Source organism: Paeniglutamicibacter psychrophenolicus, from assembly GCF_017876575.1.
Lineage (GTDB): Bacteria > Actinomycetota > Actinomycetes > Actinomycetales > Micrococcaceae > Paeniglutamicibacter > Paeniglutamicibacter psychrophenolicus.
Genome location: NZ_JAGIOE010000001.1, coordinates 2,955,100 through 2,978,994, shown reverse-complemented (window position 1 = coordinate 2,978,994; position 23,895 = coordinate 2,955,100). Strand labels below are relative to the sequence as shown.

Sequence of the window (23,895 nt, the reverse complement as noted above, 5' to 3'; positions counted from 1 at the left end):
CCAAGTGAGCAGTATATGGAGGATCACGCATGACAACTGCAGCCAATGAGACCACCGCAGACCCGACCGAGCTTCCGAGCCACGAGGTCAAGCTTTCGGAGGTCGCAGCAGAAAAGGTCCGTTCACTGCTTGAACAGGAAGGCCGCACCGATCTTCGGTTGCGCGTCGCCGTTCAGCCAGGGGGATGCTCGGGCCTGATTTACCAGCTCTACTTCGACGAGCGCCTACTTGAAGGCGACGCGGTGAAGGACTACGACGGCGTTGAAGTTGTCGTGGACAAGATGAGCGTTCCCTACCTGGACGGGGCTTCGATCGACTTCGAGGACACGATTTCCAAGCAGGGCTTCACCATCGACAATCCGGCCGCCGGAGGCTCTTGCGCCTGTGGAGATTCCTTCCACTAAGTCGGAACCAAATGCACCGCCCAAACGTTGAGACATCTTCGTCCCTGGGCGGTGTTTTGGTCGGCATTCGCGTGCCCGAGAGGGTAAGCTCTACGATAAGTAGTAAAACTATGGTTTTCTTCGACCTCATCAGCGTTGATTCACTTGAGTCCGGCCGCTGGGCGTCGAAGACTCATTCAGCACCAACAAAGAGGAAGGGCCGTCTGTGAGTTCGCAAGACCGAACCAGCAGCCGCCGGAAAGGCGTAGCCAAAGTCTTGGCTATTGCCGGCTCCGGCGCGTTGTTGTTGACGGGATGTTCAGCGGAAGTCCAGCGAGGTTGGCTCCCAAACGTCGAACGTGACACCACCAACCACACCGGTATGATCCAGGATCTCTGGGTCAACACGTGGATTACCGTACTTCTGATCGGTATCCTGACGTGGGGCCTGATGCTTTGGTGCATCATTGCCTACCGCCGCCGCAAGAATGACACTGGCTACCCGCGCCAGCTCAGCTATAACTTGCCCATCGAAATTTTCTACACGGCTGTGCCGCTCGTGATGGTCTTGACGTTCTTTACGTTCTCCGACCACACCGAAAAGGCCATCAACGCCCCCGTGGATTCCGAGCTCGTGGTTGATGTCCGTGCCAAGCAATGGGCATGGGACTACAACTACAGCTACAAGGGCCAGGAAAAGTACGACGCGACCGTTCAGGCCCACCTGACCGGCGCAGAAGGCCGCAAGGCCGAGCTTCCGACCTTGGTCCTACCCGTGGGCAAGACCGTCACGCTAGAGCTGAACAGCCGTGATGTCATCCACTCGTTCTGGGTTCCTGCGTTCCTGCAGAAGATGGACATGTTCCCGGGCCACACCAACTACATTTACCTCACCCCACAGGTCGAAGGACAGTTCGACGGCAAGTGCGCTGAGCTCTGCGGCGAATACCACTCCGAGATGCTCTTCAACGTGAAGGTAGTTTCCGAAGGCGAATTCCTGAACCACCTGGCCACCCTCAAGGATGGCCACATCGGTGAAGACCAAGACCGCAAGCCGGGCGAGGTCAACCAGGTTTCGGCCCACACCTCGGAAGGAAAGTAATCCGTCGTGACTACCTATGAATACGCTACAGACGAGGCCAAAACACTTGCGCCTCGCGTGGTTCCGATCTCCAAGGGACGGATCTTCGTCAACTGGATCACCTCCACGGACCACAAGACCATCGGGTACATGTACCTGATTTCCTCCTTCGTGTTCTTCTGCATCGGCGGTGTGATGGCCTTGGTCATCCGCGCCGAGCTGTTCGAACCGGGCATGCAGATCCTGCAGACCAAGGAGCAGTACAACCAGCTGTTCACCATGCACGGCACCATCATGCTGTTGATGTTCGCCACCCCGCTCTTCGCCGGGTTCACGAACGTCATGATGCCGCTGCAGATCGGCGCACCGGACGTGGCCTTCCCGCGACTGAACGCCCTGGCCTTCTGGTTCTTCTCCTTCGGCTCGACCATTGCGTTGGCCGGATACCTGACCCCGCAGGGTGCAGCCTCCTTCGGCTGGTTCGCCTACGCACCGCTGTCGAACACCACCTTCAGCCCCGGCGTCGGCGGTGACCTCTGGGTCTTCGGCCTGGCACTGTCGGGCTTCGGCACCATCCTGGGCGCGGTCAACTTCATCACCACGATCATCTGCCTGCGTGCACCTGGCATGACCATGTGGCGCATGTCGATCTTCACCTGGAACGCGCTGATCACCTCGATCCTGGTCCTGATGGCCTTCCCGCCGCTGGCAGCCGCGCTGTTCGCACTGGGCGCGGACCGCCGCTTCGGCGCGCACGTCTTCGATCCCGAAGCCGGCGGCCCGATGCTGTGGCAGCACCTGTTCTGGTTCTTCGGACACCCCGAGGTCTACATCATTGCGCTGCCGTTCTTCGGCATCGTTTCGGAGATCTTCCCGGTGTTCTCCCGCAAGCCGATCTTCGGCTACAAGGGCCTGATCTTCGCGACCATCTCGATTGCGGCGCTGTCCGTATCGGTGTGGGCCCACCACATGTACGCCACCGGCCAGGTCATGCTGCCGTTCTTCGGCTTCATGACGATGCTGATCGCGGTGCCCACCGGCGTGAAGTTCTTCAACTGGATCGGCACGCTCTGGCGGGGATCGATCACCTTTGAGACCCCGATGCTCTGGAGCATCGGCTTCATGGTGACCTTCCTCTTCGGCGGCCTGACCGGCATCATCCTGGCGGCCCCGCCGCTGGACTTCCACGTCTCGGACACCTACTTCGTGGTCGCGCACTTCCACTACGTGGTCTTCGGCACCGTCGTGTTCGCGATGTTCGCCGGATTCTACTTCTGGTGGCCCAAGTGGACCGGCAAGATGCTCAACGAGCGCCTGGGCAAGATCCACTTCTGGATGCTGTTCGTGGGCTTCCACGGCACCTTCCTGATCCAGCACTGGCTGGGCGTCATCGGCATGCCGCGTCGCTACGCGGACTACATGCCCGAAGACGGGTTCACCACCATGAACCAGTTCTCCACCGTATTCGCCTTCATCCTTGGCATGTCGATGATCCCGTTCTTCTGGAACGTTTGGACCACGCACCGCCACGCGAAGAAGGTCACCGTGGATGATCCGTGGGGCTTCGGTGCATCGCTGGAATGGGCAACCTCTTGCCCGCCGCCGCGCCACAACTTCCACTCGATTCCGCGCATCCGTTCCGAGCGTCCGGCTCTTGACCTCCACCACCCGGAACTGAGCGCACGCTCGACCCCGGATTCCTCGGTGGCCAAGATCTTCGGCCCGGCAGACCAGAAGGACAAGTAGAGATGAAAGTAGAATCTTGGCTCTTCCTCGGCGGCGTATTCTTCTTCCTGCCGGTGGCAATCGTCTACGGGATCATGACCAAGTGGAATGAGCCCGTCGGCGTACTGGCAACGTTCATGCTCGTGGGCATGACGCTCATGGTCGGTTGGTACCTGCTGCACACATCGCGTCGGGTCGGTGCTCGTCCCGAGGACCGCGTTGACGGCGACATCCACGAGAACGCGGGCACCATTGGCCTGTTCGCTCCGTGGAGCTGGTGGCCGCTGATCCTCGGCACCGGTGCCGCAGTCGGTTTCCTCGGCCTGGCCGTGGGCTTCTGGGTCCTGTACATCGGGGTCGGCTTCACGATCATCGGCCTCGTTGGCTGGGTCTACGAGTTCAGCCGCGGCAACCACGCCCACTAACACGGGCCCGGCGCACACACGCCAAATCATCGGAAGCGGTGTTTCGTTCCCCCTGAAGGGGAAACGGAACACCGCTTCCGGCATTTAAGCTCCGGGCCAGGATGCGGGAGAATGGAAGCAGGATGGGCCGGAAGACGGCCCGAGGACTTTGGAGCAAAAGTGAAACCCTACGCGCCGCAACCCAAGGTCGAGGGCGTCTTGGAACCGGATTCACCGCTGGGCAAGTACCGGCAGATCCGAGAGATCCTTCGCACCCATGCCCGGACCGTCTGCCAACCCGGCTACCGGCTCCCGCCCGAGCGCGAGCTGGCCGAGGGATTCAACGTTGCGCGCAAGACCCTGCGCCAGGCCATCGACTCCCTGGTGGAGGACCAGGTCCTCAAGCGCGTCGTCGGTGTTGGAACCTTCGTCGCGCACCCCAAGGTGGACCTGCAGGTTCGGCTGAACTCCTACAGCGAGGAAATGGTGCGCCGCGGCATGGTCCCCGATGCGCACGTGCTGCGCTTCGAGGAGGTCCCCGCCTCGGGCTCGCTGTCGCGGCACATGGAGATCGACGAGGGCGCCCCGGTGATCCGCTTCAGCCGCCTGCTGCTGGCCGACGGCAAGCCGATGAGCCTGGATGAAAATTTCATGCCCAGCGAGCTGGTGCCCGGATTCCTGAACGACCCGCCGCCGATTTCCCTGTACCAGTCGCTGCACGAACGCTACAACCTGATCCTGGAGTGGGGCGAGGACCAGATCGAAAGCACCGCTGCCACCAGCGAGCACGCCGGGCTGCTGCAGGTCGATGTCGGATTCCCGCTGCTGCGCATCACCCGGTACGCCTTCGTGGGCGAGGGGCTGGTGGATTATTCGATCTCGCTCTACCGCTCGGACCGCTACAAGCTCTTCGTGCCACTGGAGCGGCAGGGAAGCCGCAGCCCGCGCTACACCACCCTGAGGTAGTTCCAGCGCGCCCGCGGGGCCCTGGACGGCCGCGCACGGGCCATCCGGCAGGGGACGCGGGCAGTTCAGTTGGCCGTGGGCGCGTTTGCGGCCCGAGACAAGCCCGGGGAGCGCCCGCCAACCGGCTGCCACGTGCCGTGCGGGCGGCGTTGCCCTCCCCGGCAGCGGTCGGGTGCCCCGCCGGGACCAAGTCGCGGTGTATCCAGCCAGTCGGCCTCAGCGAAGCGGTTCAAAGAGTTCGACGAGGTTCCCGGAGGGATCTTCCACCAGGGCCTGGCTTCCGCCGACGCCGACGACCACATCCATGCGCAAGGGCACGCCCCGCGCCACCAACCTGCGAACCAGGGCCTCCAGGTTCTCGACCTCCAACGAGATCCGGTTCCAGCCGCCGGGGGAGGGCATCGTCCCGTCGGCCATGGCGTGGCCGCCTCCACCGGGAGACCCGTCGGGCCCGCGGGACCCGGGAGCGCTGAGCAGCAGCCTCAAGGCGCCGCGATCGAGGATCGCGAAACCCGGTGCCGGGTGCATCACCGTGGAGAATCCAAGATCACCGACGTAGAAGCCGATCGCGGCATCGACGTCGTGAACGATATAGCGGATGCTTGCGTGTTCCATTCTCGTTGTTCCATTTCGTGCTGGTGCCCCGGTCTGTGGATGCCGTGCCCGGGCCCGAGGGCCGACCGTGCACCACCGCCGGGTGGGGGGTGGATGTTGCCCCTCATCCCATCTTGTCACCGAGCACGCCGCAGGTGACCCCGTGCGACCGGGGGAATCCCGATGCCACCAACGACACCGGGCCCGGACCGGGGGAGCGCGCCCCGCGTGGCAGTGCACTCGGCCAGCGTGAAAGGGCCCGCGAGATCCGAGATGGGAAAAGCGGCTTAAACACCGCTGGGGCCCACCCAATGGTGGACCCCAGCGGTCAGGAATGAATCCTGGCAGGTGCTACTTCTCGATGGACTCCGTGGAGGAACCTTCGATTTCTGCCGGACCGTGTCCGTGCTCTGCCTTCAGTGCCGCCAACTCGGTCGGCGTCACCGGGGCAACGCGATCCTCGAAGAAGAACTTCGACAGGGCGCCGCGGCGCTTCTCGCTGCGGCTGATGTGGCCGGCGGCGTTCGGCTGTGCGGGGATGACCTTGCGGTCTTCGTAGTTCACCAGCTGGTGCAACTTGTACACGTCCAGGTCCGCGTGGCGTTCCGAGAAGGTGCCTTCCGGTGACATCTCGATGACGCCGGTCTCGCGACCGTGCAGGACGATCTCGCGGTCCTTGCGCTGCAGCGACAATGCGATGCGGCGGGCAATGACGAAGCCGAGGATCGGGCCGAGGAAGAACAGCACGCGCAACCAGTAGGTGACGTCGTTCAGCGAGACGTGGAAGTGCGTGGCGATCAAGTCGGAGGAGGCAGCTGCCCACATCACGCAGTAGGAGACGACACCGGCAACACCCATGCCCGTACGGAACGGGGCGTTGCGCGGGCGGTCCAGCAGGTGGTGTTCGCGCTTGTCCTTGGTGACCCAGCTTTCGATCCACGGCCATGCGAACATGATCGTGAACATGATGCCGGCCGGGATGAGCGCCGGAATCAGGACGTTGAGGCTCAGCGTGTTGACTCCCCAGGGGAACGGGATGTTCCACTCGAAGGAGAAGTTCCCCAGCACGCCGGGCATCAGGCGCAAGGCGCCATCAACGAATCCGATGTACCAGTCCGGCTGGGTACCGGCCGAAACCGGTGACGGGTCGTAAGGCCCGTAGTTCCAGACCGGGTTGATCGTCAGCAATCCGGAGATCGCCGCGACGATGCCGTAGACGATGAAGAAGAAGCCGCCGGCCTTCGCTGCGTAGACCGGGCCGATCGGGAAGCCAACGACGTTGTCGTTGGTGCGGCCCGGGCCGGGGTACTGGGTGTGCTTGTGCACGACCACCATGAACAGGTGGATGCCGACCATCAGCAGGATGATCGCCGGAACGATCATGATGTGCAGCGAGTACAGGCGCGGAATGATCAGGCCGCCCGGGAATTCCCCACCGAAGAGGAACAAGGAAATGTAGGTGCCAACCAGCGGGATCGACTTCACGACGCCGTCGATGATACGCAGGCCGTTGCCGGAGAGCAGGTCATCGGGGAGCGAGTAGCCGGTGAAGCCCGCAGCCATTGCCAGGATCAGCAGCACGCCACCGACAACCCAGTTCAGTTCGCGGGGCTTGCGGAAGGCGCCGGTGAAGAACACGCGGAGCATGTGGACCGACACGGCCGCGACGAAGAGGATCGCGGACCAGTGGTGGACCTGGCGCATGAACAGGCCGCCACGCACGTCGAAGGAGATGTCCAACGTCGACGAGTAGGCGGCGGACATGCCAATGCCCCTGAGCGGGTTGTACGAACCGTTGTAGATGACGTGTGCCATCGACGGGTCGAAGAAGAACGTCAGGAACGTTCCGGAGATCAGCAGCAGTACGAAGGTGTACAGCGCCACCTCACCGAACATGAATGACCAGTGGTCAGGGAAGATCTTGCGACCGAATTCCTTGACGATTCCCGATCCGCCGACACGCTGGTCGACGAAGTGCGCGATCCGTCCGGTCGAGGTCTTCGGAGTGTAGTTGGTAGTGGTGCTCATGGTTTAGCCACGCTCCCAGTAGCTCGGGCCAACAGGCTCGTGGAAGTCGCTCTGGGCGACCAGGAAGCCGTTGGAGTCAACCGTGATTGGCAGCTGCGGCAATGCGCGTCCGGCCGGGCCGAAGATGACCTTGCATTCACGCGTGAGGTCGAAGGTCGACTGGTGGCACGGGCACAGCAGGTGGTGCGTCTGCTGCTCGTACAGTGCAACGGGGCAACCAACGTGGGTGCAGATCTTCGAGTAGGCAACGATTCCCTGGTAGTGCCAGTCCTCGCGGCCTTCGGAGATGTGCATCTTGTCGGGATCCAGGCGCATCAACAGAACAACGGCCTTGGCCTTTTCGTTGAGTACGTCTTCTGCCTCGTCAAGGCCTTCGGGAATGACGTGGAAGACCGAACCGATCTGCACGTCCGAGGGCTTGATGGGGGTTCCGGAGGGATCGCGGGTGAGGCGAACGTCCTTGTCCCACATGGTGTGGCGCAGCTGCTCAACCATTTCACCGGCGTTCTTGCCGGTGCGGTCGAGGTCGCGGAACATGAAGATGGCCGGGATCGGGGCCAAGGCAATGGCACCAATGAGGGTGTTGCGAATGAGCGGACGGCGCTTGATGCCGGTCTCTTCGATCACCTGGTTGATGATTTCCTCGGCGTCCTTGCGATCAGCCTCTGGGGTGATCTCGTGGCGCATCTCCGAGATTTCGTGGTCCGGCATCAGGGTCTTTGCCCAGTGAACGATGCCGATACCGATGCCGAGCATGGCAAATGTGGTGCCAAGGCCGAGCATCGCGTTCTGAACACGGATTTCCGAGATGTTTTCCGGACGTCCGAGAACGAAGTAAGCAATAAAGAACGACAGTGTTCCGATGATGGAGATGATGAACAGCAGCGCTACCTGACGCTCTGCTCGCTTCTCTGCATGCGGGTCGGTATCTGCCAAGCGCTTCCGATGCGGCGGAAGGCCGGGGTCCTGGAATTTATCCAGGGTTCCCGTGCCAGCCTTAGCAACGGTGCCCGAGTCGTCCGGACTGCCGTGACTATGGTCGCCCATGTTGTCTCTCATCCTTTTCTCAAGATTCATTAGTACGTAGTGATGTTGGCAGCGCTAGCCGCCAGCGGCCTATGAAGGACGCGAAGTGAGCCAGATGGTGAAGGCAATGATGATGCCCAAACCAGCGGTCCAGATGAAGAGACCTTCAGCGACCGGACCAAGGGAGCCAAGCTTGGCTCCGCCCGGCGAACCCTGGGATTCAATTTCCTTCAGGAAGGTGATGACATCACGCTTCTCGTCGGGGGTGATGTTCGAGTCGTTGAAGACGGGCATGTTCTGCGGACCGGTGATCATGGCCTCGTAGATGTGCTTTTCCGATACGCCGGCCAGGGCCGGGGCAAACTTGCCGCGCGTTAGTGCGCCGCCGGCAGCGGCGGCGTTGTGACACATTGCGCAGTTCACGCGGAATACCGTACCGCCCGCGGCGGAGTTGCCATGGGACGTATCGAGCATGTCTTCGGACGGGATAGCCGGTCCGGCGCCCAGGCTGGCCACGAATGCGGAGAGCTGGGAGATCTGGGCGTCATCGAACTGTACCGGCTTGGCCTGAGCCTGCGGCCCCTGCATCTGCATCGGCATACGGCCGGTTCCGACCTGGAAGTCGACTGCAGCGGCGCCAACGCCAATCAGCGAAGGACCGTCAGCCGATCCTTCAGCATTCAAACCGTGGCAGGTAGCGCAGTTTGCGATGAAGAGCTTGTTGCCCGCCTCGATGTCACTTGCGCTGTATCCTGTGGCCGCCTTGGCCTCGTTGACGCTGCCGGCGGCCATGTACAGGCCTCCAGTGATGAGCAAACCCATCAACAGCAGTGCGACGGCGGCGAGTGGATGGCGGCGCCTTTGCGAAAGAGCCTTCACTTGCTGGTTCCTCACTTATTTCTTAGAACGGGGAGTTGCCATTGGTAGGCAACCATGTGGGTTGCGCTACTTCAGGAAGTAGATGATCGCGAACAGTGCGATCCACACGACGTCGACGAAGTGCCAGTAGTAAGACACAACGATCGCACCGGTTGCCTCGTAGTGACCGAACTTACGTGCAATGAGCGCACGTCCGATGATCATCATGAAGGCAATGAGGCCGCCAGCCACGTGCAAGCCGTGGAAGCCGGTGGTCATGTAGAAGACGGAGCCGTAGGCGTTGGAGTTCATGGCAATGCCGTGAGCAACCAGTTCGGTGTACTCGTAGGCCTGCACGGAAACGAAGATGGCACCGAGGATGACGGTCAGGACGAACCATTCCACCATTCCCCATTCCTTCAAGTTGAACAGTCCGCCGGTGCGGCGAGGCTTAAGATCCTCGGCACGGAAGACACCCAACTGGCAGGAGAATGAGCTCGAGACCAGGATGATCGTGTTAACGAGTGCGAACGGAACGTTGAGTTTCTCGGTTTCGGTCGCCCACATCTCCGGCGATGCAGCACGGAGTGTGAAGTACATGGCGAAAAGCGCGGCAAAGAACATCAGCTCGCTGGCAAGCCAGACGACAGTTCCTACCGACACCATGTTGGGACGGTTCGGCGCAGCTTGCGCCGGGGCATTTAGGGCATGAGTCGCAGTTGTCACAGAGCCATTATGTCTATAAAAGTCCCTCTGACACCAATGCATTGGGCCCCGCGTGGCGGGAAATTTCACCGCTTCACGCCTACAGCCGCGGAAACACGCGGGATTAACATTTCAGACTTTCTACGATTCGTAGATAACCTTGTGGCGTGTCAACGATTCGAACGAAGCAAAAGTTCCCCACATGGCCAACAATTCTCTCAATCCTGATCGCCGGCGGCGACCTGGACCGGGACCAAGCGTATTGGGCCATGGGCGAGGTGATGACGGGCAATGCCACCGATACGCAAGTAGCCGGTTTCCTCGTCGCGCTCCGCTCCAAGGGCGAAACGGTTGACGAGCTCACCGGCCTGGTCGAGGCCATGATCGCCAACGCCATGCCCCTGGCGGTCGAGGGCGAATGCCTGGACATCGTCGGCACTGGAGGCGACCGGCAGAACACCGTGAACATCTCCACCATGGCATCGATGGTCTGCGCCGGCGCCGGGGCCCGGATCGTCAAGCACGGCAACCGGGCGTCCTCGTCCTCGTCGGGTTCGGCCGACGTCCTGGAAGCGCTGGGCGTCAGGCTGGACGTCCCGATCGAACGCCTTCACGACGTGCTGGACGCGGCCAACATCACATTTTGCTTCGCCAACCTTTTCCATCCCTCGATGCGCAACGCCGCCGTGCCGCGGCGCGAGCTGGGCGTGCCCACCGCGTTCAACTTCATGGGTCCGCTCACCAACCCGTCAGAGCCAACCGCTTCGGCCATCGGCTGCTCCGACTTGCGCATGGCGCCGCTCATGGCCGGGGTCCTGGCTGCCCGCGGCGTGCGTGCCCTGGTGTTCCGCGGTGAGGACGGGCTGGACGAGTTGACGACCACGGCCGAGAACCGGGTCTGGGAGATCCGCGACGGGAACGTCGTGGAAACGAGGTTCGATGCGCAGGCCATCGGCATGCCGCGGGTCACGATCGAGGACCTGCGCGGCGGCGACGCCCAGTACAACGCCCAGGTGGTGCGCGACGTGCTCGACGGAGCCCGGGGCCCGGTGCGCGACGCGGTGCTGCTCAATGCCGCTGCCGGCTTGGTCGCCTTCGACCCGGACGGATCGGGTTCCCTGTCCGAGCGCCTTGAGCGTGCGGTTGTCCGGGCGGCGGAGTCGATCGACTCCGGCTCCGCCCGCCAGGTCCTGGACAAGTGGATCCAGGCGACTGCCTAGCCTCAATTCCTGCGTGTACCCGTGCACGCGTACCGGCGCCTCGGCCATCCCCATGGGACGGCAGGGGCGCCAGTGCTGTTTCTGCGGCCCGCGGGGCCGTTTAGCCCCAACGGGCCCGGGGAACTGTTTTGCGGTCGCTGGCGGCCCCGCGGGGCGCCTTCGTGTCGCTCGCCGGCAGACGGCCCGGTTGAGCGAGAAGGCGGCTCGACGGGGAGCCCGAAGCGAAACCCGCGTAACAAAGGGCCATCGCGGAAATATTTTGGAGATCGTTTCCGGGCCCGTTGCCCACTTTCGTGCAAACCGCCTGGCCCCGTTCCCTTCGGGCGGCTTTCGCGCGGCCACGAAGGTCGGTGTTTAACGCAGCGGCGGGTGTCTCGCAGCCCTGTTGAGGGACCGCGAGACACCCGCCGGGAGTTTGCCGCGCCGTGTGGATGCCTCGGTGCTACTCGAGACCGAGCGAAAACGCCGCGTCCAGGTCGTGGCTGGAATATGCACGGAACGCGATATGCGTCTGGGTTCCGGTGATTCCGGGAACCTTGGACAGCTTGTTGGCAATGACTTCGGCCAGGTCCTCGTGGTGGCGGACCCGCGCGATGGCGATCAGGTCCCAGTCGCCGGCGACCGAGTAGACCTCGGAAATGCCTTCGATGTCCGAAATCTTTTCGGCGCACTCGGGAATGCTGTCAGAAGCGGTTTGGATCATGACGAATGCAGTGACCACGTTGGTACCTCCAGATGGTTATGGGTGGTGGTTCCCCGAACTTGCGTTGAGCCTAGTTCAGGACGCGAGGTTGCGCACGCGGCGGCGCGCAACGAGCGAGGTGACGACACGGCGGCCCAGCAGGAACACCCCGAGCACAATCGTTGCCACGATGATGAACGGCACGGCGGCCGTGGCGCCGAACAGCACACGCAGCGCCAGTCCCAGGGCAACGGTGCCGAGCCAGACCAGCACGCCGGTGGGCCAGATCCGCGAATGGTTGGTCCATGGGCGGGAGAGCAACGTCAGCGCCGCCAGTGCCAGTAGGAACGGGGCACCGGTCTGGAGCACTCCAAGGACGGTCAATGAATGCTGGTGGGAACCCCGTCCGCTCAAGGCGAAGATCAGGACGAGGACCACGTCGATCGCGAAATACGCGATCCAGGTCTTACGAGAGGTCATGCATCGATTCTACCGCTGGTAAAACAGGTGGTTCGTCACCTGGCTCCGCGGCGCGGGCTAAAACACGATCTCATTCCGGCCCGGCGCGGGCACGGGGGAGGGGAACACCGGCAGCAGGGAAGGGCGGCAGGCTCAGCTCCTACTCCCGGGGCTCCACGCCGTAGGAATGGATGGCAGTCCCGTTGGCCATCGCCCGGGAATCCTTCAGCCGGAGCCGGGCTGCCGGTGCCTGGTCGTGCAGGAACACGGAGCCGGGGACCGGGCCGATGAAGAACGGGTGGATCCAGAGCCGGATCTCGTCCAGCAGCCCGTTGTCCATCAGCGTGCGGGCAAGGCGCCCGAAACCGTAGGTGAGGATGTCCTGTCCGGGTTCGGCCTTGAGCACGGCAACGGCGCCGGGGACGTCATCTCGGATGATGCTGCTGTTCTCCCAGCTCGCCTCCGCCAGGGTCGCGGAGACCACATGCTTGCGCATGGCATTGATGCGGTCGGTGAACGGATCCCCCGACCGCCCCTGCCAGACCCCGGCAAAGCTGAGATAGGTGTCCTTGCCGAGCAACAGGGCATCGCATTGGTCGATCAACGCCTGCTGGATCTCGGCACTCTCGCCGCGGGGGTCATCCAGGGCGGGCCAATCCTGCGGGTTGCTGATGATCCCCTCGAGCGTGACATAGGTGGAATTGATGATCTTCCGCATGGGGAAGGGCCTCCTTGGATGATGCCGAACGCGCATCTGATATCCACAAGGCTTCCACTTGGCAGGCCGCATGGGAACCCGTCGCGGGGGATTGCCGGCAACGGTCCTTCGTGCACGACCCAAGGCACGTCCCGCGACACAGCGTCTCCGGCTTCCGGCATGCGGCTCATGCGGGCACCTGGGGATGTTGTGATGCGGCCGCCGCGGCGCCGAGCTGTTCAAGCTTGATCATCCGGCGTGGAGGCTGCCCGAACGAAAGGTGCGAGCCAATCGCCAGGTCTTGGTTGACGTGAAGCAATTCGCCCGGTTCCAGGAGCCGCCAATCCGGATGGGCCGTCATCTTTTCGGTGGCCACGATCACGACGCGCCGCGTGGCCAGTTCGTGGCTGTGGGCTCGGATCCTGTGGCTGTGGGCGACCAGTGGTTCGGCGCCGGTCACGGGACCGGGCGGCCTGTCCAGGATGTAGAGCTCGTGGGTCTCGGGATAGCGCAGGGCCCACAGGTCCGTGGCGGTGGTGAGGATGAAGTTCAAGCTGTAGACGGGCAGGTTCTGCGCAATCCAGTTCACGGCAGCGGTGATGCCGGCAGCGACGTCCCCGTCAGCAAGCCTGATTTCCGCGGTGACCAATGCGAACATCCGTTCGCTGTCGGTTTGCCCCCGGACCAGTTCCCGGGTCCCGACCGTTTCGAGTCGCGCCTCGAGCATGGCCAAGCCTCCCAGCACGCCGTTGTGGGCGAAGAGCCGGTTGTCCTGTTCGAACGGGTGGGTGTTCACCCGGGTGTGTCCGCCGGTGCTGGCGTAGCGCACATGTGCCAGGAACGTCGTGCTTTCCAGGTGCCGGGCCTCGGCCGCGAATTCCCGGTCCTGCCAGGCCGTGAGCGGCTGCTTGCTGACCATGGCCCTCGCCCGGGCGTCGAAGGTGCCGATGCCGGTGCCGTCCGGTTCGTAATGGCTTTGCAGGGACAGGCTGTTGGGTGCCTGGAGCAGCCAAAAGGTGGCCTTGGCCCGGTCCAGCCCGGCATGCAATCCAAAGAGTCGACACATGATTCCTGTTCCCTTTCATGGACAGGGAGCCGTTCCCTGCTGCCGCTTTGTCCCCATGCCCCACCTTGGATGACGGCGGCGGACATGGCAAGGTGCAGCGGATGCCGACGCCGGACCCGGGGTCTTGCCCGGGGGCGACCGAAGGGCTACTTTGCGGGTATCCGGAGAGGGATCTGCCGGTCCGGGAAAAATTTGGCAGGGCAGGAAAGGAAGCGGGAGCAATGGCCAAGGTGCTGTGGCACGTTTCGATGTCCCTTGATGGATTCATTGCCGGGGTCGGCGATGACATGGGATGGATGGCCGGGTATGCCCTGCCCGAGGCGTCCGCACCTGACATCGTGCAGCGCATCGGTGCGTTGGTCATCGGAGGCCGCACGTATTCTCTGGCGCGGACGGATGCCGGGCGGCCATATGGTGGTGCCTTCAGCGGTCCGATGTTCGTCCCGACCCGGGAAGACCCGCAATCGGCAGCACCCGGGTTCACCTTTGTCCGGGAAGGGCTTGCCGCAGCCCTCGAACTGGCATCCTCCGCGGCGGGGGAGAAGGACGTCGTGGTGTTCGGCGCAAAGACCGCCGCACGGTGCATGGACATGGACCTCATTGACGAGCTCCTGGTTCACGTGTTGCCGGTGCTGCTGGGCGATGGCGTGCGCATGTTTGAACACCGGGGCGGAACATTGCACCGGCTCGAGCGCATCGGCCTGTCCTCCGGTCCGGACGTCGTTGACCTGCGGTACCGCGTGCACCGGTGAGGACCGGGACGCCGGTCCGCGGATGCCCGCTCCCACGGGCCGGGCAGCGGTTGCGGATCGCACAGGTGATTCTTGGGTTCATCGCCAGATGGCGGGACTAACGTTGGATGGTGACAGTGGCGCGTGAACGCCCCTGCCCCGTCATCTGGAAGAGGGGCCGTCAAGAGTGTTTCAGGACAAGGTTCGAGCGGGCGAGCGCACATCGAACCGGCGTACCCAGAACGTCGAGAATCCACGCTACAAGTGGATCGTCCTGTCGAACACCACCTTGGGCGTGCTCATGGCCTCGATCAACGCGTCGATCCTGCTGATCGCGCTGCCCGACATCTTCCGCGGGGTCGGCATCGATCCGCTCCAGCCGGGGAACACGAGCCTGCTGTTGTGGCTGATCATGGGGTACATGGTGGTCACCGCGGTGCTGGTGGTCAGCTTTGGCCGGCTGGGGGACATGTACGGCCGGGTCCGGATGTACAACGCGGGATTTGCCATCTTCACGGTGTTCTCCATCCTGCTCGCGGTGACCTGGATGCACGGCGTTGCGGCCGTGTACTGGTTGATCATCATGAGGATCCTGCAGGGCGTGGGCGGGGCGCTGCTCTTCGCCAACTCGAACGCCATCATCACCGACGCCTTCCCCGTGGACCAGCGGGGCCTTGCCCTGGGGTTGAACCAGGTCGCGGGCATCGCCGGTTCGTTCCTGGGGCTGGTCATCGGCGGTTTGCTGGGCCCGATCGATTGGCGCCTGGTGTTCCTGGTGTCGGTTCCGGTGGGCATCTTCGGAACGGTCTGGGCCTACCTGAAGCTGCATGACAACGGAATCCGCGAACCTGCCCGGCTCGACTGGTGGGGGAACGTCAGCTTCGCGGCGGGGCTGATCGCCGTGCTGGTCGGGATCACCTGCGGAATCCAGCCCTATGCCGGGCACACCATGGGCTGGGAGAACCCGTGGGTGCTGGGGGCGCTGGTCGGCGGCACGTTGATGCTTGTGGTGTTCATCTTCGTGGAACACCGTGTCGCCGAGCCCATGTTTGAACTCTCGTTGTTCCGGATCCGGGCGTTCACCGCCGGGAACCTGGCGAGCCTGCTCTCCGCCATCGGGCGGGGTGGATTGATGTTCATCCTGATCATCTGGCTCCAGGGCATCTGGCTGCCGCGCCACGGCTACGGGTTCGCCGAGACCCCGCTCTGGGCAGGGATCTACATGCTGCCGCTGACCGCGGGCTTCCTGGTGGCCGGTCCGGTCTCCGGGGCGATCTCGGACAAGCGCGGGGCCAGGCTGCTGGCCACCGGGGGAATGGTGGTGGCCGCGGTGAGCTTCGGTTGGCTGTTGGTGCTGCCGGTGAACTTCAGTTACTGGACCTTTGCCCTGGCGTTGCTGCTCAACGGCATCGGCATGGGATTGTTCGCCGCCCCGAACCGCGCGGGAATCATGAACAGCCTGCCCGCCAACCGCCGCGGCGTCGGTGCGGGCATGAGCACCACCTTCCAGAACTCGGCCATGGTGCTGTCCATCGGGATCTTCTTCTCGTTGATGATCACCGGCCTGGCGCGCGCCCTGCCGAGCACCCTGGCCGCGGGGCTGACCGCCCACGGGGTCGGCATTGTCGATGCGAACCGGGTTGCCGGCCTGCCGCCGGTCTCCGTGCTGTTCGCCTCCCTGCTGGGATACAACCCGGTCCAATCGCTCTTGGGGCCATCCGCGCTGGCGCAGCTCCCGCCGGCGGACTCGGCCTATCTGACGGGCCGGGGATTCTTCCCGACACTGATTTCCGGGCCATTCTCGGACGGGCTGGCTGTGGCGTTCGGGTTTGCCATCGTTGCCTGCCTGGTGGCGGCCGTGGCCTCGGCGTTGCGCGGGGGCAAGTACGCCCACGCCGATGTTCCCGGTCAGGGAGCCGCCGGTGATGACGGCCCGTCCGCCCTGCCCCAGGCCGGGGCGGACGCGACGCCGGCGACCGGGGCGCAGGAACCAAACCCGGGGATCGCACCCAACGCCCTCAGGCGCCGGGGCCCCGGCGGGTCCGGACGCTGAGTGGACCGCCTGCCCCTATGGATTCGATCGTTCGGCGTTGACGCGCAGCAGGCGCTCGGCCTCCTCCAGGTGGTGCTCGAGCGTGCTCCGCTCGGCCGGTGTGAGCGAGGGGGTCTGCGCCCGGAGGGCGGGGGTGATGGCGTTGCCGGCCCGTTCGATGATCTGCGAGCGGGCCGCTGGGTCGAGGTCGACACGGATCTTGCGTCGGTCCAGGTCGTCCACCGCGGTGACGACGACGCCGGCTTCTGCCATCGCGTGCGTGATCCGTGAGACAAGGCTCTGGGCAAGGCCGGTCCGGCCGGTGATCTCGCCAATGGTGGCCCCCGGGTTCCGCGCGATGTCCTCGAGGACTGCCAGCTCACCGGCATTGACCCGGTCCTCGCCGGTGTTCTCTGTGGAAAGCAGGGCGATTTCTCGCACCGCCCGGGCCAATCGATGTAGGTCTGCTGCTCGCATATACACATTCAATCACTTGTGATACGTTTTAAAAAACATCACAAGTGATGGAGTTTGGTGGACATGAACTGGAACTGGGGCGCAATCAACCAGGTTGCGGACAACGTGATCATTGCGGCGGGAATCGCGTGGCTGATCGCCAGGCAATTCATCTGGCGTTCCGGGGAGCTCAAGCGGATGCTGCGCATGCCGGTCGTGGTGGTTGCCGCCGGGCTCGCCTACCTGGCGATCGAACTGTGGGGCGGGTTCCAATGGGTCGCGGGGGACTGGCTGGTAGTCGCCGAGCTGGGGCTTGTCGCCGTCACCGGAACCGCCATGGGCCACGTCACCCGATTCCGCACGGTCGCGGGGCTGCTGCAGTACCGCCTGACGGGCATCGGGCTCGTTCTGTGGGCCGTGTTCGTCGCGATCCGCGTGGGCAACTTCGCCCTGGCGAGCGTGCTTGGTGCAAATCTTGCCGACGCCACCGGCCTGGTCCTGTTGTCCTTCGGCGTCAATCGGCTTGCTGCCATCATCGTGGTGCGACGCCGGGCGAAAGGATTCCTGGTGCAGGGCGCTGCGGCATCAATGCCGGGCGGCTCGCGGTAATGCGGCCAGCGGCTGGAACCCGGGCGACCCGGGAGGGACCCGCGGCATGTCGGCTGTCGATCGTGGAGCCGTTGTCCATGTTCCGGTCGATCGCGGATTGATATCGGCGCGAAGTCCAAGGGGTTCGGTGCTTTGCGTGCACCGAGGGCCATGAAGCCCCTGGCTCGGCGGCGAGCTGCGAGCGTGTGGAAAACCTTGGACGTGTGGCTGGTCATTGCAGGCCACAGCGTGTGGGCCGCCATGCCACGCACCGGGCTAAGGCCGACTTGTTCCGGATGCGCGGAAGGGATGGTGTTTTTCCCATGCTTGCGAGGCAGACTTCGCAGCGGCCGGGCCGCCGTGCACTGCATGCATGCAGTGCACGGCGGCGGGACCAAGCTGGTGGCAACCTCCCCGATGCTTCAACCGTTGCGACCGGTTCTGGCTCCGAAGCCAACTTCATCGTGATGGCCGATGTCACGAGCCGGACCCGGTGCGCGACGTCCTCCCATCAGCTTCCTGCGACCGGTTGCTGCGCCAGGCTGACGCAGCTGCCTTGGTTCTTGAACACGGAGCCGAAGTCCTGCCACCCGCCGTCCAGGCAGTCGCTCTTGGTCAGCTGAACGCTGTCCAGGCGGAAGTAGGCGCCGGTTCCGGCCGCGGTCTCGTTCCACAGCACCCGGTTGACGAAGTCAAGGGAATGCTCGCCCGGTGCGACAAAGAACGTGCCCTGGCTGTAGCCGGGATCCAGGATTGCCGCGTCGGCGCGGGCGACCGCGGGTATGTAGAGCTTGAACACGCAAACAACGTCGGGGGCAACTTCGCTGGTGTCGCCGAGCAGGACGTTGTTGTCGTATACGCCGAACTGGTCTCCGTGGCAGAACGCATCCGTCACGGTGATCTTGACGAGAGAAGTGCTCGTGAAGTTGTAGGGGCCCTTCTCGCTGCCGATTCCGATGCCGAGCGTGATGAACTCCTGCCACCCGGCGTCGACGGCTACGTTCGTGGCGGGATGCGGAGTTCCGACTCCGATGTCGGTGGCGGCCCGCGCCGCACCAACACCGAGAGTCATGATCAGCCCGATGGATGCCACCCAGGCGATCAGCAGCTTCCACAGGGTTCCGGTACTCGGTCTGACATTGATCTTCATGAAGACCACTTCCTTGAAGGTTTGGAATGCAAGCCCATGCCCGGGCCTGCTTCGTGTGATGGATGGTTCTTCGAATCCGGGAGAAGGTGCCCCGGGCGTTCAGGGGGCCGTTGCCCGCCTTGATTGAGCTGGCACCCGGGTTCCCGAGGCCGGGGCACCTTCGGGGCCTCGCTGCCGCGGGGCGGTGGCAGCAGGGCGGGCGGCGCCATGGGCGGTGCCGTTGCCCGCTATTTCGAGCTTGGCTGCCCGACGGCACCATGAACAGGTTTTGGCCCGCCCATGGTGGTGAGCGTCCGGGCTTGGCGGCAACGTTGCGTGTTGAAGTCATGCTCAAGGCCCGAACGCCCCACGGTTCGGAAGGTGGCTCTGCCGCGAAGGGTGCGCAAGCGCTCAGTGGACGGAACATGGGCTTTCCCTTCTCCGGTCAGCGTCGACACGGCGGGACCGAGGACGCAATCACTAAAAATACCAGCGGTAATTTTAGAGTGTAGGCCTGTCGGGGCCAGTGATCAACAGCAGAACCACACGAACAATTGTGCGGATCCCCCCGGAGCCCCCTGAGGGGGGCGAGCACCGACCGGATCCCAGCGGCCACCAATCGCGAGGGCGCCCGGTGCGCCCGGCGCCGTTGGCCTCGCGGCTTCGAATGCCAACGCCTGAATCCGGTGATCCGTGCAGAACTGCCATGATGAACCTGGACCAGCAGCTTGTCGACGCCGCCATCGATCACCTGGACCGTCGCTGACCCGAGGCAAGCCAAGCGGTGGCAACGGCGCCGTATCTCGAGGATGGCCGGATACTTTCCAGTGTCGGTCTCGACGACTTCAATGCGGCGGCGAACCTGTGCGCAGGAACCGCTGCCATCTGCCGGGCCTGAAAACTGGACCGATAAGTGACGGCATCGGTGTGCGTCAGCACGGAACCCGGTCGCGGCGGCATTGCCACCTTGCCCCCTGCGGCCTCTGTCAGGAACGCCTTGCGCTCCGGGGACCCGCAGTCCAGGCCGGGGTTCCGGAGCCCGGTAGCGCGCGAGGCTGGAGGTCCCGCACCCTGTTCGAGGTCAACCCCTACGACCGGGCAACGCAATTCACCGACGCCGGGCGATGGCCATCAACTGCCGACCATGGCGGGTGGGGAGGCGGAGACCTCTTCGCCCGAGGGCGTGGTCTGCGCAGCCGTCCACGACACAGCGCCCGCGCGCGCTCCGGATGCGCAAACCAATGCCGCCGCAACCGTGGACGGGGGTCCGCGCCGATGCGTAGCATGATGACCCTAAAAGCTTCGAGGCGACGAACACCGGAGGTTTCATCCAATGGCACGGATACAACGTTTCGACCACGTCGGCATCACCGTCGCCGATCTCGACACTGCGACGAAGTTCTTCGTCGACCTCGGTCTCGAGGTCGAGGGCCGCACGTTCGTCGAGGGCGAGTTCCTCGACACGGTATGCGGCATTCCCGACTCCCGCACGGAAATTGTCATGTTGCAGTCGCCGGACGGCGCTCGGCTGGAATTGGCGCGCTTTGTCCGGCCCGACCACGTGCCGGGGTCCCCGACCGCGATGGCCAACGAGTTGGGGCTGCGCAATGTGTGCTTCGAGGTCGATGAACTTCTGGTGCTTGTCGATCGGCTGGCAGCGCAGGGATACGGACTGGTCGGCGGCGTCGGCGAGTACGAGGATTACTGGCGCATGGCGTACGTGCGGGGACCCGAGGGGATCATTGTGTCCCTGACCGAAAGGATCCACTGACGCCGGCCCGCGGGTGCCACCTTAACGTGTCCTTGTCGCCATGGTGTCGTCCCCCGTGGCTGGCTCTGGAGAATCCCGCGCCTTGGAGGATATTGCGCGGGGTTTGGGCAGTCGCAGGGCGACGATGGCCATCAGGACGCCGACCAGTGCGCAGATGCCGGCGACGATCACCATTCCCTGGGCATCGTTCGGCGTCCGCGGGGTGCCAACGACGTATCCGATCGCCACCGATGTGCTCGCAAGCATCCGGTAGTAGGCCCAGGCACTGCCGATATGCGCCTGGGGGATCTGCTGGAAGATGAGGTTTCGGACGCCGACGTTGTGCGTGCCGTTTCCCAGCCCGCCAATGACAAAGGCCCCGCCGATGATGATGGCAATCGGCACCAGGCCTTCGGCCAGTATTGCCAATGCCATGCACAGCCCGCCACCCACGATCAGGAGCATGGTTCGAGGTGACAAGCGTTTGGTGCCGGCGAGGTAGGCGCCGATGATCGAGCCGATCGCCCAGCAGGACAGGACCAGGCCATAGAGTGTGTCGGTGCCCGAGATCTGCCGGAGCCAGAACATACCTGCCACGGCCTCGATGGAGGTGCCAACCATGATGAGAATCAGCAATGGCATCGTGGCGGCAACGACCGGAGCCGAACGGATCGCCTGCCAGCCGCTGCGCACGCCACCCCACAGGCTCCTGGAGGTGGCATCGGTGGTTTCCGGTCGTTCGACTCGAAGCACAAGGGCCAAGGCAGTGGCGGCGAGTATCGCGGTGGTCCCGGCATTGGCTCCGAGCATCAGGGAAGCACCAACGATGTCGAACAGCCAGGCCGAGAGGGCCGGCCCGAGCATGTAGGCCAAGGACGATCCGATGGCCATCAGGGAATTCGCCCGCTCGATGCGGACGGGACCAATCAATGCGGGCAGCAAGGCGAACGCGGCGCTGCCGGAGAGGATGTTGATGACATTCGAGGCCGCCAGCAGCGAGAGACGAGCCCAGAAATCGTCCTGCAGCGAGGCGGCTCCGAGGCAGAGGCTCTGGAGTGCCAGATATGCCACCCAAATCCTGCGGGGGTCGTAGCGGTCCACGATTGCCCCGCCAAGGGGAGCCAGGACCATCGCGGGGATGGCCAGGGACAGGGAGAACCAGGTGACCATCCAGGGCTGCCCCTGGTCCACTGCGGTCAGCACCATGGACATGGACGCGGCCTCGTCGCCGATGATGGCAAGCGAGGAGATGACCACCAACGCGATGAGCGGAATGGCCGACGTTCGCCGAGGTGAGGACATGCTCTTCATGCAGGTGGCTGTGCTTTCTCCGGTTGGCTGGGAATCCGGCGATCCAAGGACCTCGAGTGCAAAATCGCCAGTCTAGCGCTCTCCGGAGAAGAACCCGGGCATCGGGGGGACCGGTTACGCACGAGCCCAAGACTGAACGTCGGGCAACACCCGAATTGCTCCTCCGGAATTGTGCCAGCGCAATTCGGGGAACGGCCAACCGACCGAACGGTGCCGGAGACCTCTTTTCCGCATTTCGGACCGGGGGCACGCCCGTGGCCCATAATCGGAGTATGAGAATGGATGGCATCCTTCCCGAAGACGCACCCGACCCTCGTATCGAGCAGGCGGAACAACTCAAACTCATGCCCGTTCCGGTGATGGGGCTCGTGCCCCAACCTTCGTTGGAGGACCCTGATTGGGTCGGCCTGGCATCCGGCCTGGACGATCGCGGGTACAGCGACATGACGGCGAGTCTCACCTATGTTCTCTGGCGGAACCCGGATGACCGCTCGGACCCGGGCAACCTCGCGGACCTCGACGAACAGACGCGCATGGCCATCGAGGACGTCCCGCCATGGCCACGTCCCGCATGGCTGCTGGAGCACGTGGAACGCATGCGATATCCGCAGCTCTGGGAGGCCGTGCGAACCACCTGGAACCGCGACTCCTCCGACCGCTCGTCGGTCGGCAGCGTGCTGGTGGAGCACGTCAACTACATCCTCATGAACCAGTACCGGCAGGAACGCGGCCTTGGCGGCAACCCATGGGACCACCCGGCACCCGAGGTAACCGCCCGTTCGGTGAACAGCAGGGTCAAGGTCCTGGTCGATGGAGTCGAGGTCCCCGCCGCGGAGATCGACACGGATCCATTCGTCTATGGCATTGGCGCCGAGCTGGAAGGGGGAGCGGTGGTGACCGCGGTGCTTCCGCGCGCCGAGCTTGGGCGAATCCGCATCGAGTTCACGACGAGGAAGTAGGGAGCGCTGCTGTCTTCGCCCGGCCGGATGTCTGCGGGCCATCGGGGCGTCGGCTCAGCGTGAAGCGGATTCCTTGGCTGTCCCTACCGCCGGCATCTCGCGCGGGTGCCGTGGAACCGATACCGGTGGGACTCCGGTTCGCGAGGTGGCCTCTTCGATGGGCGTTTCGCTTGACGGCTACATCGTCGGGCCGGACGGCCGTTTCGACTGGACGGCGCCCGGCGACGAAATCTTTCGCCTCGTCACCGACGAGGTTAGAGAGGTTGGCATCCACCTGTCGGGACGACTGCCGTACGACACGATGTTGTACTGGGAGAGCTCAACGAAGGATCCGTCGCTTGATCCCGCCAGGCGCGAGTGGGCCGCAATCTGGAATCCGCTGCCCAAGGTGGTGTTCTCCGGCAGCTTGCCGCCCAGGTGGCGCGCTGGGTGCTCTTGGCCACGGTAATTCTCGGCACAAAAACCTACCCAAGCCAAGGGCTGCCGGCCCGTCGAGCGGCCGAAGCGGGGATCCGGTTCCCTACGCGGGGAACCCGTCAAGGATTTCGTGCGGCCATTCCTTGTGCAGGACGTCTGCGAGATCCAACTGCTCGCTGTCCACGCAATAGGGGGTATGTTCAATGTCCTTGACTTCCAGGACAACCGGCGCGCCCAACAGTCCCCACGGGCCGACGGCATTGGCCAGGTAACCCTCAAGGTGCAGATCCGCGTATTCAGGTGCCCACCAGGTCGAAAAGGTCTGCAAGAATTCCGCGGGGTTGATGGCCACCCACACACCGAAGGTGAGCCGGTGTCCTTCGCTGAGTGAGACCGGCAGCAGCGCCCTGACGAACGCACCGATTCCCTGGATCTGCATCATGACCGAGGTGTTCGGTTCGTCATGGCTCAGCCAGGACCCCGGGGCGTGGTGCTGTTCGGCGGTGTTCAGGACAGGATCGGGAAGCGCAAAGCGGATGTGCCGATCGTGGTCGCTGACCTCGCGACCACAGGTGCTGCAAGAATGTTCGGCTGCCATGAACCATGCCCCCCTGTCATTCGGCGCCTG

At 63.9% G+C, this 23,895-nt stretch carries 25 protein-coding genes; 12 read left to right on the top strand and 13 right to left on the bottom strand.

All coding sequences use genetic code 11. The features are described from left to right. Positions 1-29 precede the first annotated feature (29 nt). The 5 genes from JOF46_RS13510 (at position 30) to JOF46_RS13490 (ending at position 4,559) form a co-directional block, all read left to right on the top strand. The gene (locus JOF46_RS13510) at positions 30-404 is read left to right on the top strand and encodes a HesB/IscA family protein (protein ID WP_113762341.1); all 375 of its coding nucleotides are present in this window, start codon (positions 30-32) and stop codon (positions 402-404) included. A 205-nt stretch (positions 405-609) separates the two neighbouring features. Beyond that, positions 610-1,485 carry an aa3-type cytochrome oxidase subunit II gene (gene ctaC, locus JOF46_RS13505; protein WP_113762340.1) on the top strand — a complete coding sequence of 292 codons (876 nt, stop codon included), beginning with the start codon at positions 610-612 and terminating at the stop codon, positions 1,483-1,485. 6 nt (positions 1,486-1,491) lie between these two features. Continuing rightward, complete coding sequence (gene ctaD, locus JOF46_RS13500) at positions 1,492-3,210, top strand: aa3-type cytochrome oxidase subunit I (protein WP_209907887.1); 1,719 nt, start codon at positions 1,492-1,494, stop codon at positions 3,208-3,210. Between the two features lie 2 nt (positions 3,211-3,212). Continuing rightward, entirely contained in the window at positions 3,213-3,614 is a 402-nt protein-coding gene (locus JOF46_RS13495; RefSeq protein ID WP_209907885.1) for a cytochrome c oxidase subunit 4, read from the top strand. 159 nt (positions 3,615-3,773) lie between these two features. Continuing rightward, positions 3,774-4,559, top strand: coding sequence for a GntR family transcriptional regulator (locus tag JOF46_RS13490; RefSeq protein ID WP_209907883.1), 786 nt, complete (start codon positions 3,774-3,776; stop codon positions 4,557-4,559). Positions 4,560-4,775: 216 nt separating this feature from the next. Here JOF46_RS13490 and JOF46_RS13485 read toward each other — a convergent pair whose 3' ends face one another. From JOF46_RS13485 to ctaE, 5 genes are all read right to left on the bottom strand, one after another. Then, the gene (locus JOF46_RS13485) at positions 4,776-5,174 is read right to left on the bottom strand and encodes a VOC family protein (RefSeq protein WP_209907881.1); all 399 of its coding nucleotides are present in this window, start codon (positions 5,172-5,174) and stop codon (positions 4,776-4,778) included. 330 nt (positions 5,175-5,504) lie between these two features. Further along, complete coding sequence (gene qcrB / locus JOF46_RS13480; protein WP_209907880.1) at positions 5,505-7,181, bottom strand: cytochrome bc1 complex cytochrome b subunit; 1,677 nt, start codon at positions 7,179-7,181, stop codon at positions 5,505-5,507. Positions 7,182-7,184: 3 nt separating this feature from the next. Further along, positions 7,185-8,228: a cytochrome bc1 complex Rieske iron-sulfur subunit gene (qcrA, locus tag JOF46_RS13475; protein WP_209911905.1), complete on the bottom strand. Its 1,044-nt coding sequence runs from the start codon at positions 8,226-8,228 to the stop codon at positions 7,185-7,187. A 69-nt stretch (positions 8,229-8,297) separates the two neighbouring features. Continuing rightward, the gene (gene qcrC / locus JOF46_RS13470) at positions 8,298-9,086 is read right to left on the bottom strand and encodes a cytochrome bc1 complex diheme cytochrome c subunit (protein ID WP_209907878.1); all 789 of its coding nucleotides are present in this window, start codon (positions 9,084-9,086) and stop codon (positions 8,298-8,300) included. Positions 9,087-9,152: 66 nt separating this feature from the next. Then, a complete protein-coding gene (ctaE, locus tag JOF46_RS13465; protein ID WP_071215042.1) occupies positions 9,153-9,791 on the bottom strand; it encodes an aa3-type cytochrome oxidase subunit III in 639 nt (212 codons plus the stop codon). A 146-nt stretch (positions 9,792-9,937) separates the two neighbouring features. On the opposite strand from ctaE, the gene trpD reads away from it, so the two are divergent. Continuing rightward, a complete protein-coding gene (gene trpD, locus JOF46_RS13460; protein ID WP_342592449.1) occupies positions 9,938-10,990 on the top strand; it encodes an anthranilate phosphoribosyltransferase in 1,053 nt (350 codons plus the stop codon). 442 nt (positions 10,991-11,432) lie between these two features. Here the strand turns inward: trpD and JOF46_RS13455 are convergent, their stop codons facing one another. The 4 genes from JOF46_RS13455 to JOF46_RS13440 form a co-directional block, all read right to left on the bottom strand. Next, positions 11,433-11,711 carry an Lrp/AsnC family transcriptional regulator gene (locus tag JOF46_RS13455; protein WP_132363902.1) on the bottom strand — a complete coding sequence of 93 codons (279 nt, stop codon included), beginning with the start codon at positions 11,709-11,711 and terminating at the stop codon, positions 11,433-11,435. Positions 11,712-11,768: 57 nt separating this feature from the next. Then, complete coding sequence (locus JOF46_RS13450) at positions 11,769-12,152, bottom strand: DUF3054 domain-containing protein (RefSeq protein WP_209907876.1); 384 nt, start codon at positions 12,150-12,152, stop codon at positions 11,769-11,771. A gap of 139 nt (positions 12,153-12,291) precedes the next feature. Beyond that, positions 12,292-12,849: a dihydrofolate reductase family protein gene (locus JOF46_RS13445; protein ID WP_209907874.1), complete on the bottom strand. Its 558-nt coding sequence runs from the start codon at positions 12,847-12,849 to the stop codon at positions 12,292-12,294. Positions 12,850-13,015: 166 nt separating this feature from the next. After that, on the bottom strand, positions 13,016-13,894 hold the full coding sequence (locus JOF46_RS13440) for a class II glutamine amidotransferase (RefSeq protein WP_209907872.1): 879 nt from the start codon (positions 13,892-13,894) through the stop codon (positions 13,016-13,018). A gap of 221 nt (positions 13,895-14,115) precedes the next feature. On the opposite strand from JOF46_RS13440, the gene JOF46_RS13435 reads away from it, so the two are divergent. Both JOF46_RS13435 and JOF46_RS13430 read left to right on the top strand, forming a co-directional pair. Further along, complete coding sequence (locus JOF46_RS13435) at positions 14,116-14,646, top strand: dihydrofolate reductase family protein (RefSeq protein ID WP_209907870.1); 531 nt, start codon at positions 14,116-14,118, stop codon at positions 14,644-14,646. Between the two features lie 166 nt (positions 14,647-14,812). Then, complete coding sequence (locus JOF46_RS13430; RefSeq protein ID WP_342592448.1) at positions 14,813-16,678, top strand: MFS transporter; 1,866 nt, start codon at positions 14,813-14,815, stop codon at positions 16,676-16,678. A 15-nt stretch (positions 16,679-16,693) separates the two neighbouring features. Here the strand turns inward: JOF46_RS13430 and JOF46_RS13425 are convergent, their stop codons facing one another. Continuing rightward, positions 16,694-17,134: a MarR family winged helix-turn-helix transcriptional regulator gene (locus JOF46_RS13425; protein ID WP_209907868.1), complete on the bottom strand. Its 441-nt coding sequence runs from the start codon at positions 17,132-17,134 to the stop codon at positions 16,694-16,696. A 63-nt stretch (positions 17,135-17,197) separates the two neighbouring features. Between JOF46_RS13425 and JOF46_RS13420 the strand changes: the two genes are divergently transcribed. Then, the gene (locus tag JOF46_RS13420; RefSeq protein ID WP_209907866.1) at positions 17,198-17,722 is read left to right on the top strand and encodes a hypothetical protein; all 525 of its coding nucleotides are present in this window, start codon (positions 17,198-17,200) and stop codon (positions 17,720-17,722) included. A gap of 490 nt (positions 17,723-18,212) precedes the next feature. Here the strand turns inward: JOF46_RS13420 and JOF46_RS13415 are convergent, their stop codons facing one another. Further along, positions 18,213-18,851 carry a hypothetical protein gene (locus JOF46_RS13415; RefSeq protein ID WP_209907864.1) on the bottom strand — a complete coding sequence of 213 codons (639 nt, stop codon included), beginning with the start codon at positions 18,849-18,851 and terminating at the stop codon, positions 18,213-18,215. A gap of 1,312 nt (positions 18,852-20,163) precedes the next feature. Here JOF46_RS13415 and JOF46_RS13410 point away from each other — a divergent pair. Then, positions 20,164-20,601 (top strand): VOC family protein, encoded by a 438-nt coding sequence (locus JOF46_RS13410; protein ID WP_209907862.1) that lies wholly within the window; start codon positions 20,164-20,166, stop codon positions 20,599-20,601. 21 nt (positions 20,602-20,622) lie between these two features. Here JOF46_RS13410 and JOF46_RS13405 read toward each other — a convergent pair whose 3' ends face one another. After that, positions 20,623-21,882: an MFS transporter gene (locus JOF46_RS13405; RefSeq protein WP_209907860.1), complete on the bottom strand. Its 1,260-nt coding sequence runs from the start codon at positions 21,880-21,882 to the stop codon at positions 20,623-20,625. A gap of 287 nt (positions 21,883-22,169) precedes the next feature. Here JOF46_RS13405 and JOF46_RS13400 point away from each other — a divergent pair, with 287 nt between their 5' ends. Both JOF46_RS13400 and JOF46_RS13395 read left to right on the top strand, forming a co-directional pair. Further along, the gene (locus JOF46_RS13400; protein ID WP_245348124.1) at positions 22,170-22,850 is read left to right on the top strand and encodes a hypothetical protein; all 681 of its coding nucleotides are present in this window, start codon (positions 22,170-22,172) and stop codon (positions 22,848-22,850) included. Positions 22,851-23,007: 157 nt separating this feature from the next. Further along, the gene (locus JOF46_RS13395) at positions 23,008-23,298 is read left to right on the top strand and encodes a dihydrofolate reductase family protein (RefSeq protein WP_209907856.1); all 291 of its coding nucleotides are present in this window, start codon (positions 23,008-23,010) and stop codon (positions 23,296-23,298) included. A 72-nt stretch (positions 23,299-23,370) separates the two neighbouring features. Here the strand turns inward: JOF46_RS13395 and JOF46_RS13390 are convergent, their stop codons facing one another. Continuing rightward, positions 23,371-23,865: a DUF2199 domain-containing protein gene (locus tag JOF46_RS13390; RefSeq protein WP_209907854.1), complete on the bottom strand. Its 495-nt coding sequence runs from the start codon at positions 23,863-23,865 to the stop codon at positions 23,371-23,373. Positions 23,866-23,895 lie beyond the last annotated feature (30 nt).

Coding starts and splice junctions, on each gene's coding strand:
- qcrA (WP_209911905.1), bottom strand. CDS start 8,228: ATGGGCGACCATAGTCACGGCAGTCCGGACGACTCGGGCACCGTTGCT.
- JOF46_RS13495 (WP_209907885.1), top strand. CDS start 3,213: ATGAAAGTAGAATCTTGGCTCTTCCTCGGCGGCGTATTCTTCTTCCTG.
- JOF46_RS13485 (WP_209907881.1), bottom strand. CDS start 5,174: ATGGAACACGCAAGCATCCGCTATATCGTTCACGACGTCGATGCCGCG.
- JOF46_RS13405 (WP_209907860.1), bottom strand. CDS start 21,882: ATGTCCTCACCTCGGCGAACGTCGGCCATTCCGCTCATCGCGTTGGTG.
- qcrB (WP_209907880.1), bottom strand. CDS start 7,181: ATGAGCACCACTACCAACTACACTCCGAAGACCTCGACCGGACGGATC.
- JOF46_RS13445 (WP_209907874.1), bottom strand. CDS start 12,849: ATGCGGAAGATCATCAATTCCACCTATGTCACGCTCGAGGGGATCATC.
- JOF46_RS13420 (WP_209907866.1), top strand. CDS start 17,198: ATGAACTGGAACTGGGGCGCAATCAACCAGGTTGCGGACAACGTGATC.
- JOF46_RS13440 (WP_209907872.1), bottom strand. CDS start 13,894: ATGTGTCGACTCTTTGGATTGCATGCCGGGCTGGACCGGGCCAAGGCC.
- JOF46_RS13435 (WP_209907870.1), top strand. CDS start 14,116: ATGGCCAAGGTGCTGTGGCACGTTTCGATGTCCCTTGATGGATTCATT.
- JOF46_RS13510 (WP_113762341.1), top strand. CDS start 30: ATGACAACTGCAGCCAATGAGACCACCGCAGACCCGACCGAGCTTCCG.
- JOF46_RS13395 (WP_209907856.1), top strand. CDS start 23,008: ATGGGCGTTTCGCTTGACGGCTACATCGTCGGGCCGGACGGCCGTTTC.
- JOF46_RS13450 (WP_209907876.1), bottom strand. CDS start 12,152: ATGACCTCTCGTAAGACCTGGATCGCGTATTTCGCGATCGACGTGGTC.
- JOF46_RS13410 (WP_209907862.1), top strand. CDS start 20,164: ATGGCACGGATACAACGTTTCGACCACGTCGGCATCACCGTCGCCGAT.
- JOF46_RS13425 (WP_209907868.1), bottom strand. CDS start 17,134: ATGCGAGCAGCAGACCTACATCGATTGGCCCGGGCGGTGCGAGAAATC.
- JOF46_RS13415 (WP_209907864.1), bottom strand. CDS start 18,851: ATGAAGATCAATGTCAGACCGAGTACCGGAACCCTGTGGAAGCTGCTG.
- JOF46_RS13390 (WP_209907854.1), bottom strand. CDS start 23,865: ATGGCAGCCGAACATTCTTGCAGCACCTGTGGTCGCGAGGTCAGCGAC.
- JOF46_RS13400 (WP_245348124.1), top strand. CDS start 22,170: ATGGATGGCATCCTTCCCGAAGACGCACCCGACCCTCGTATCGAGCAG.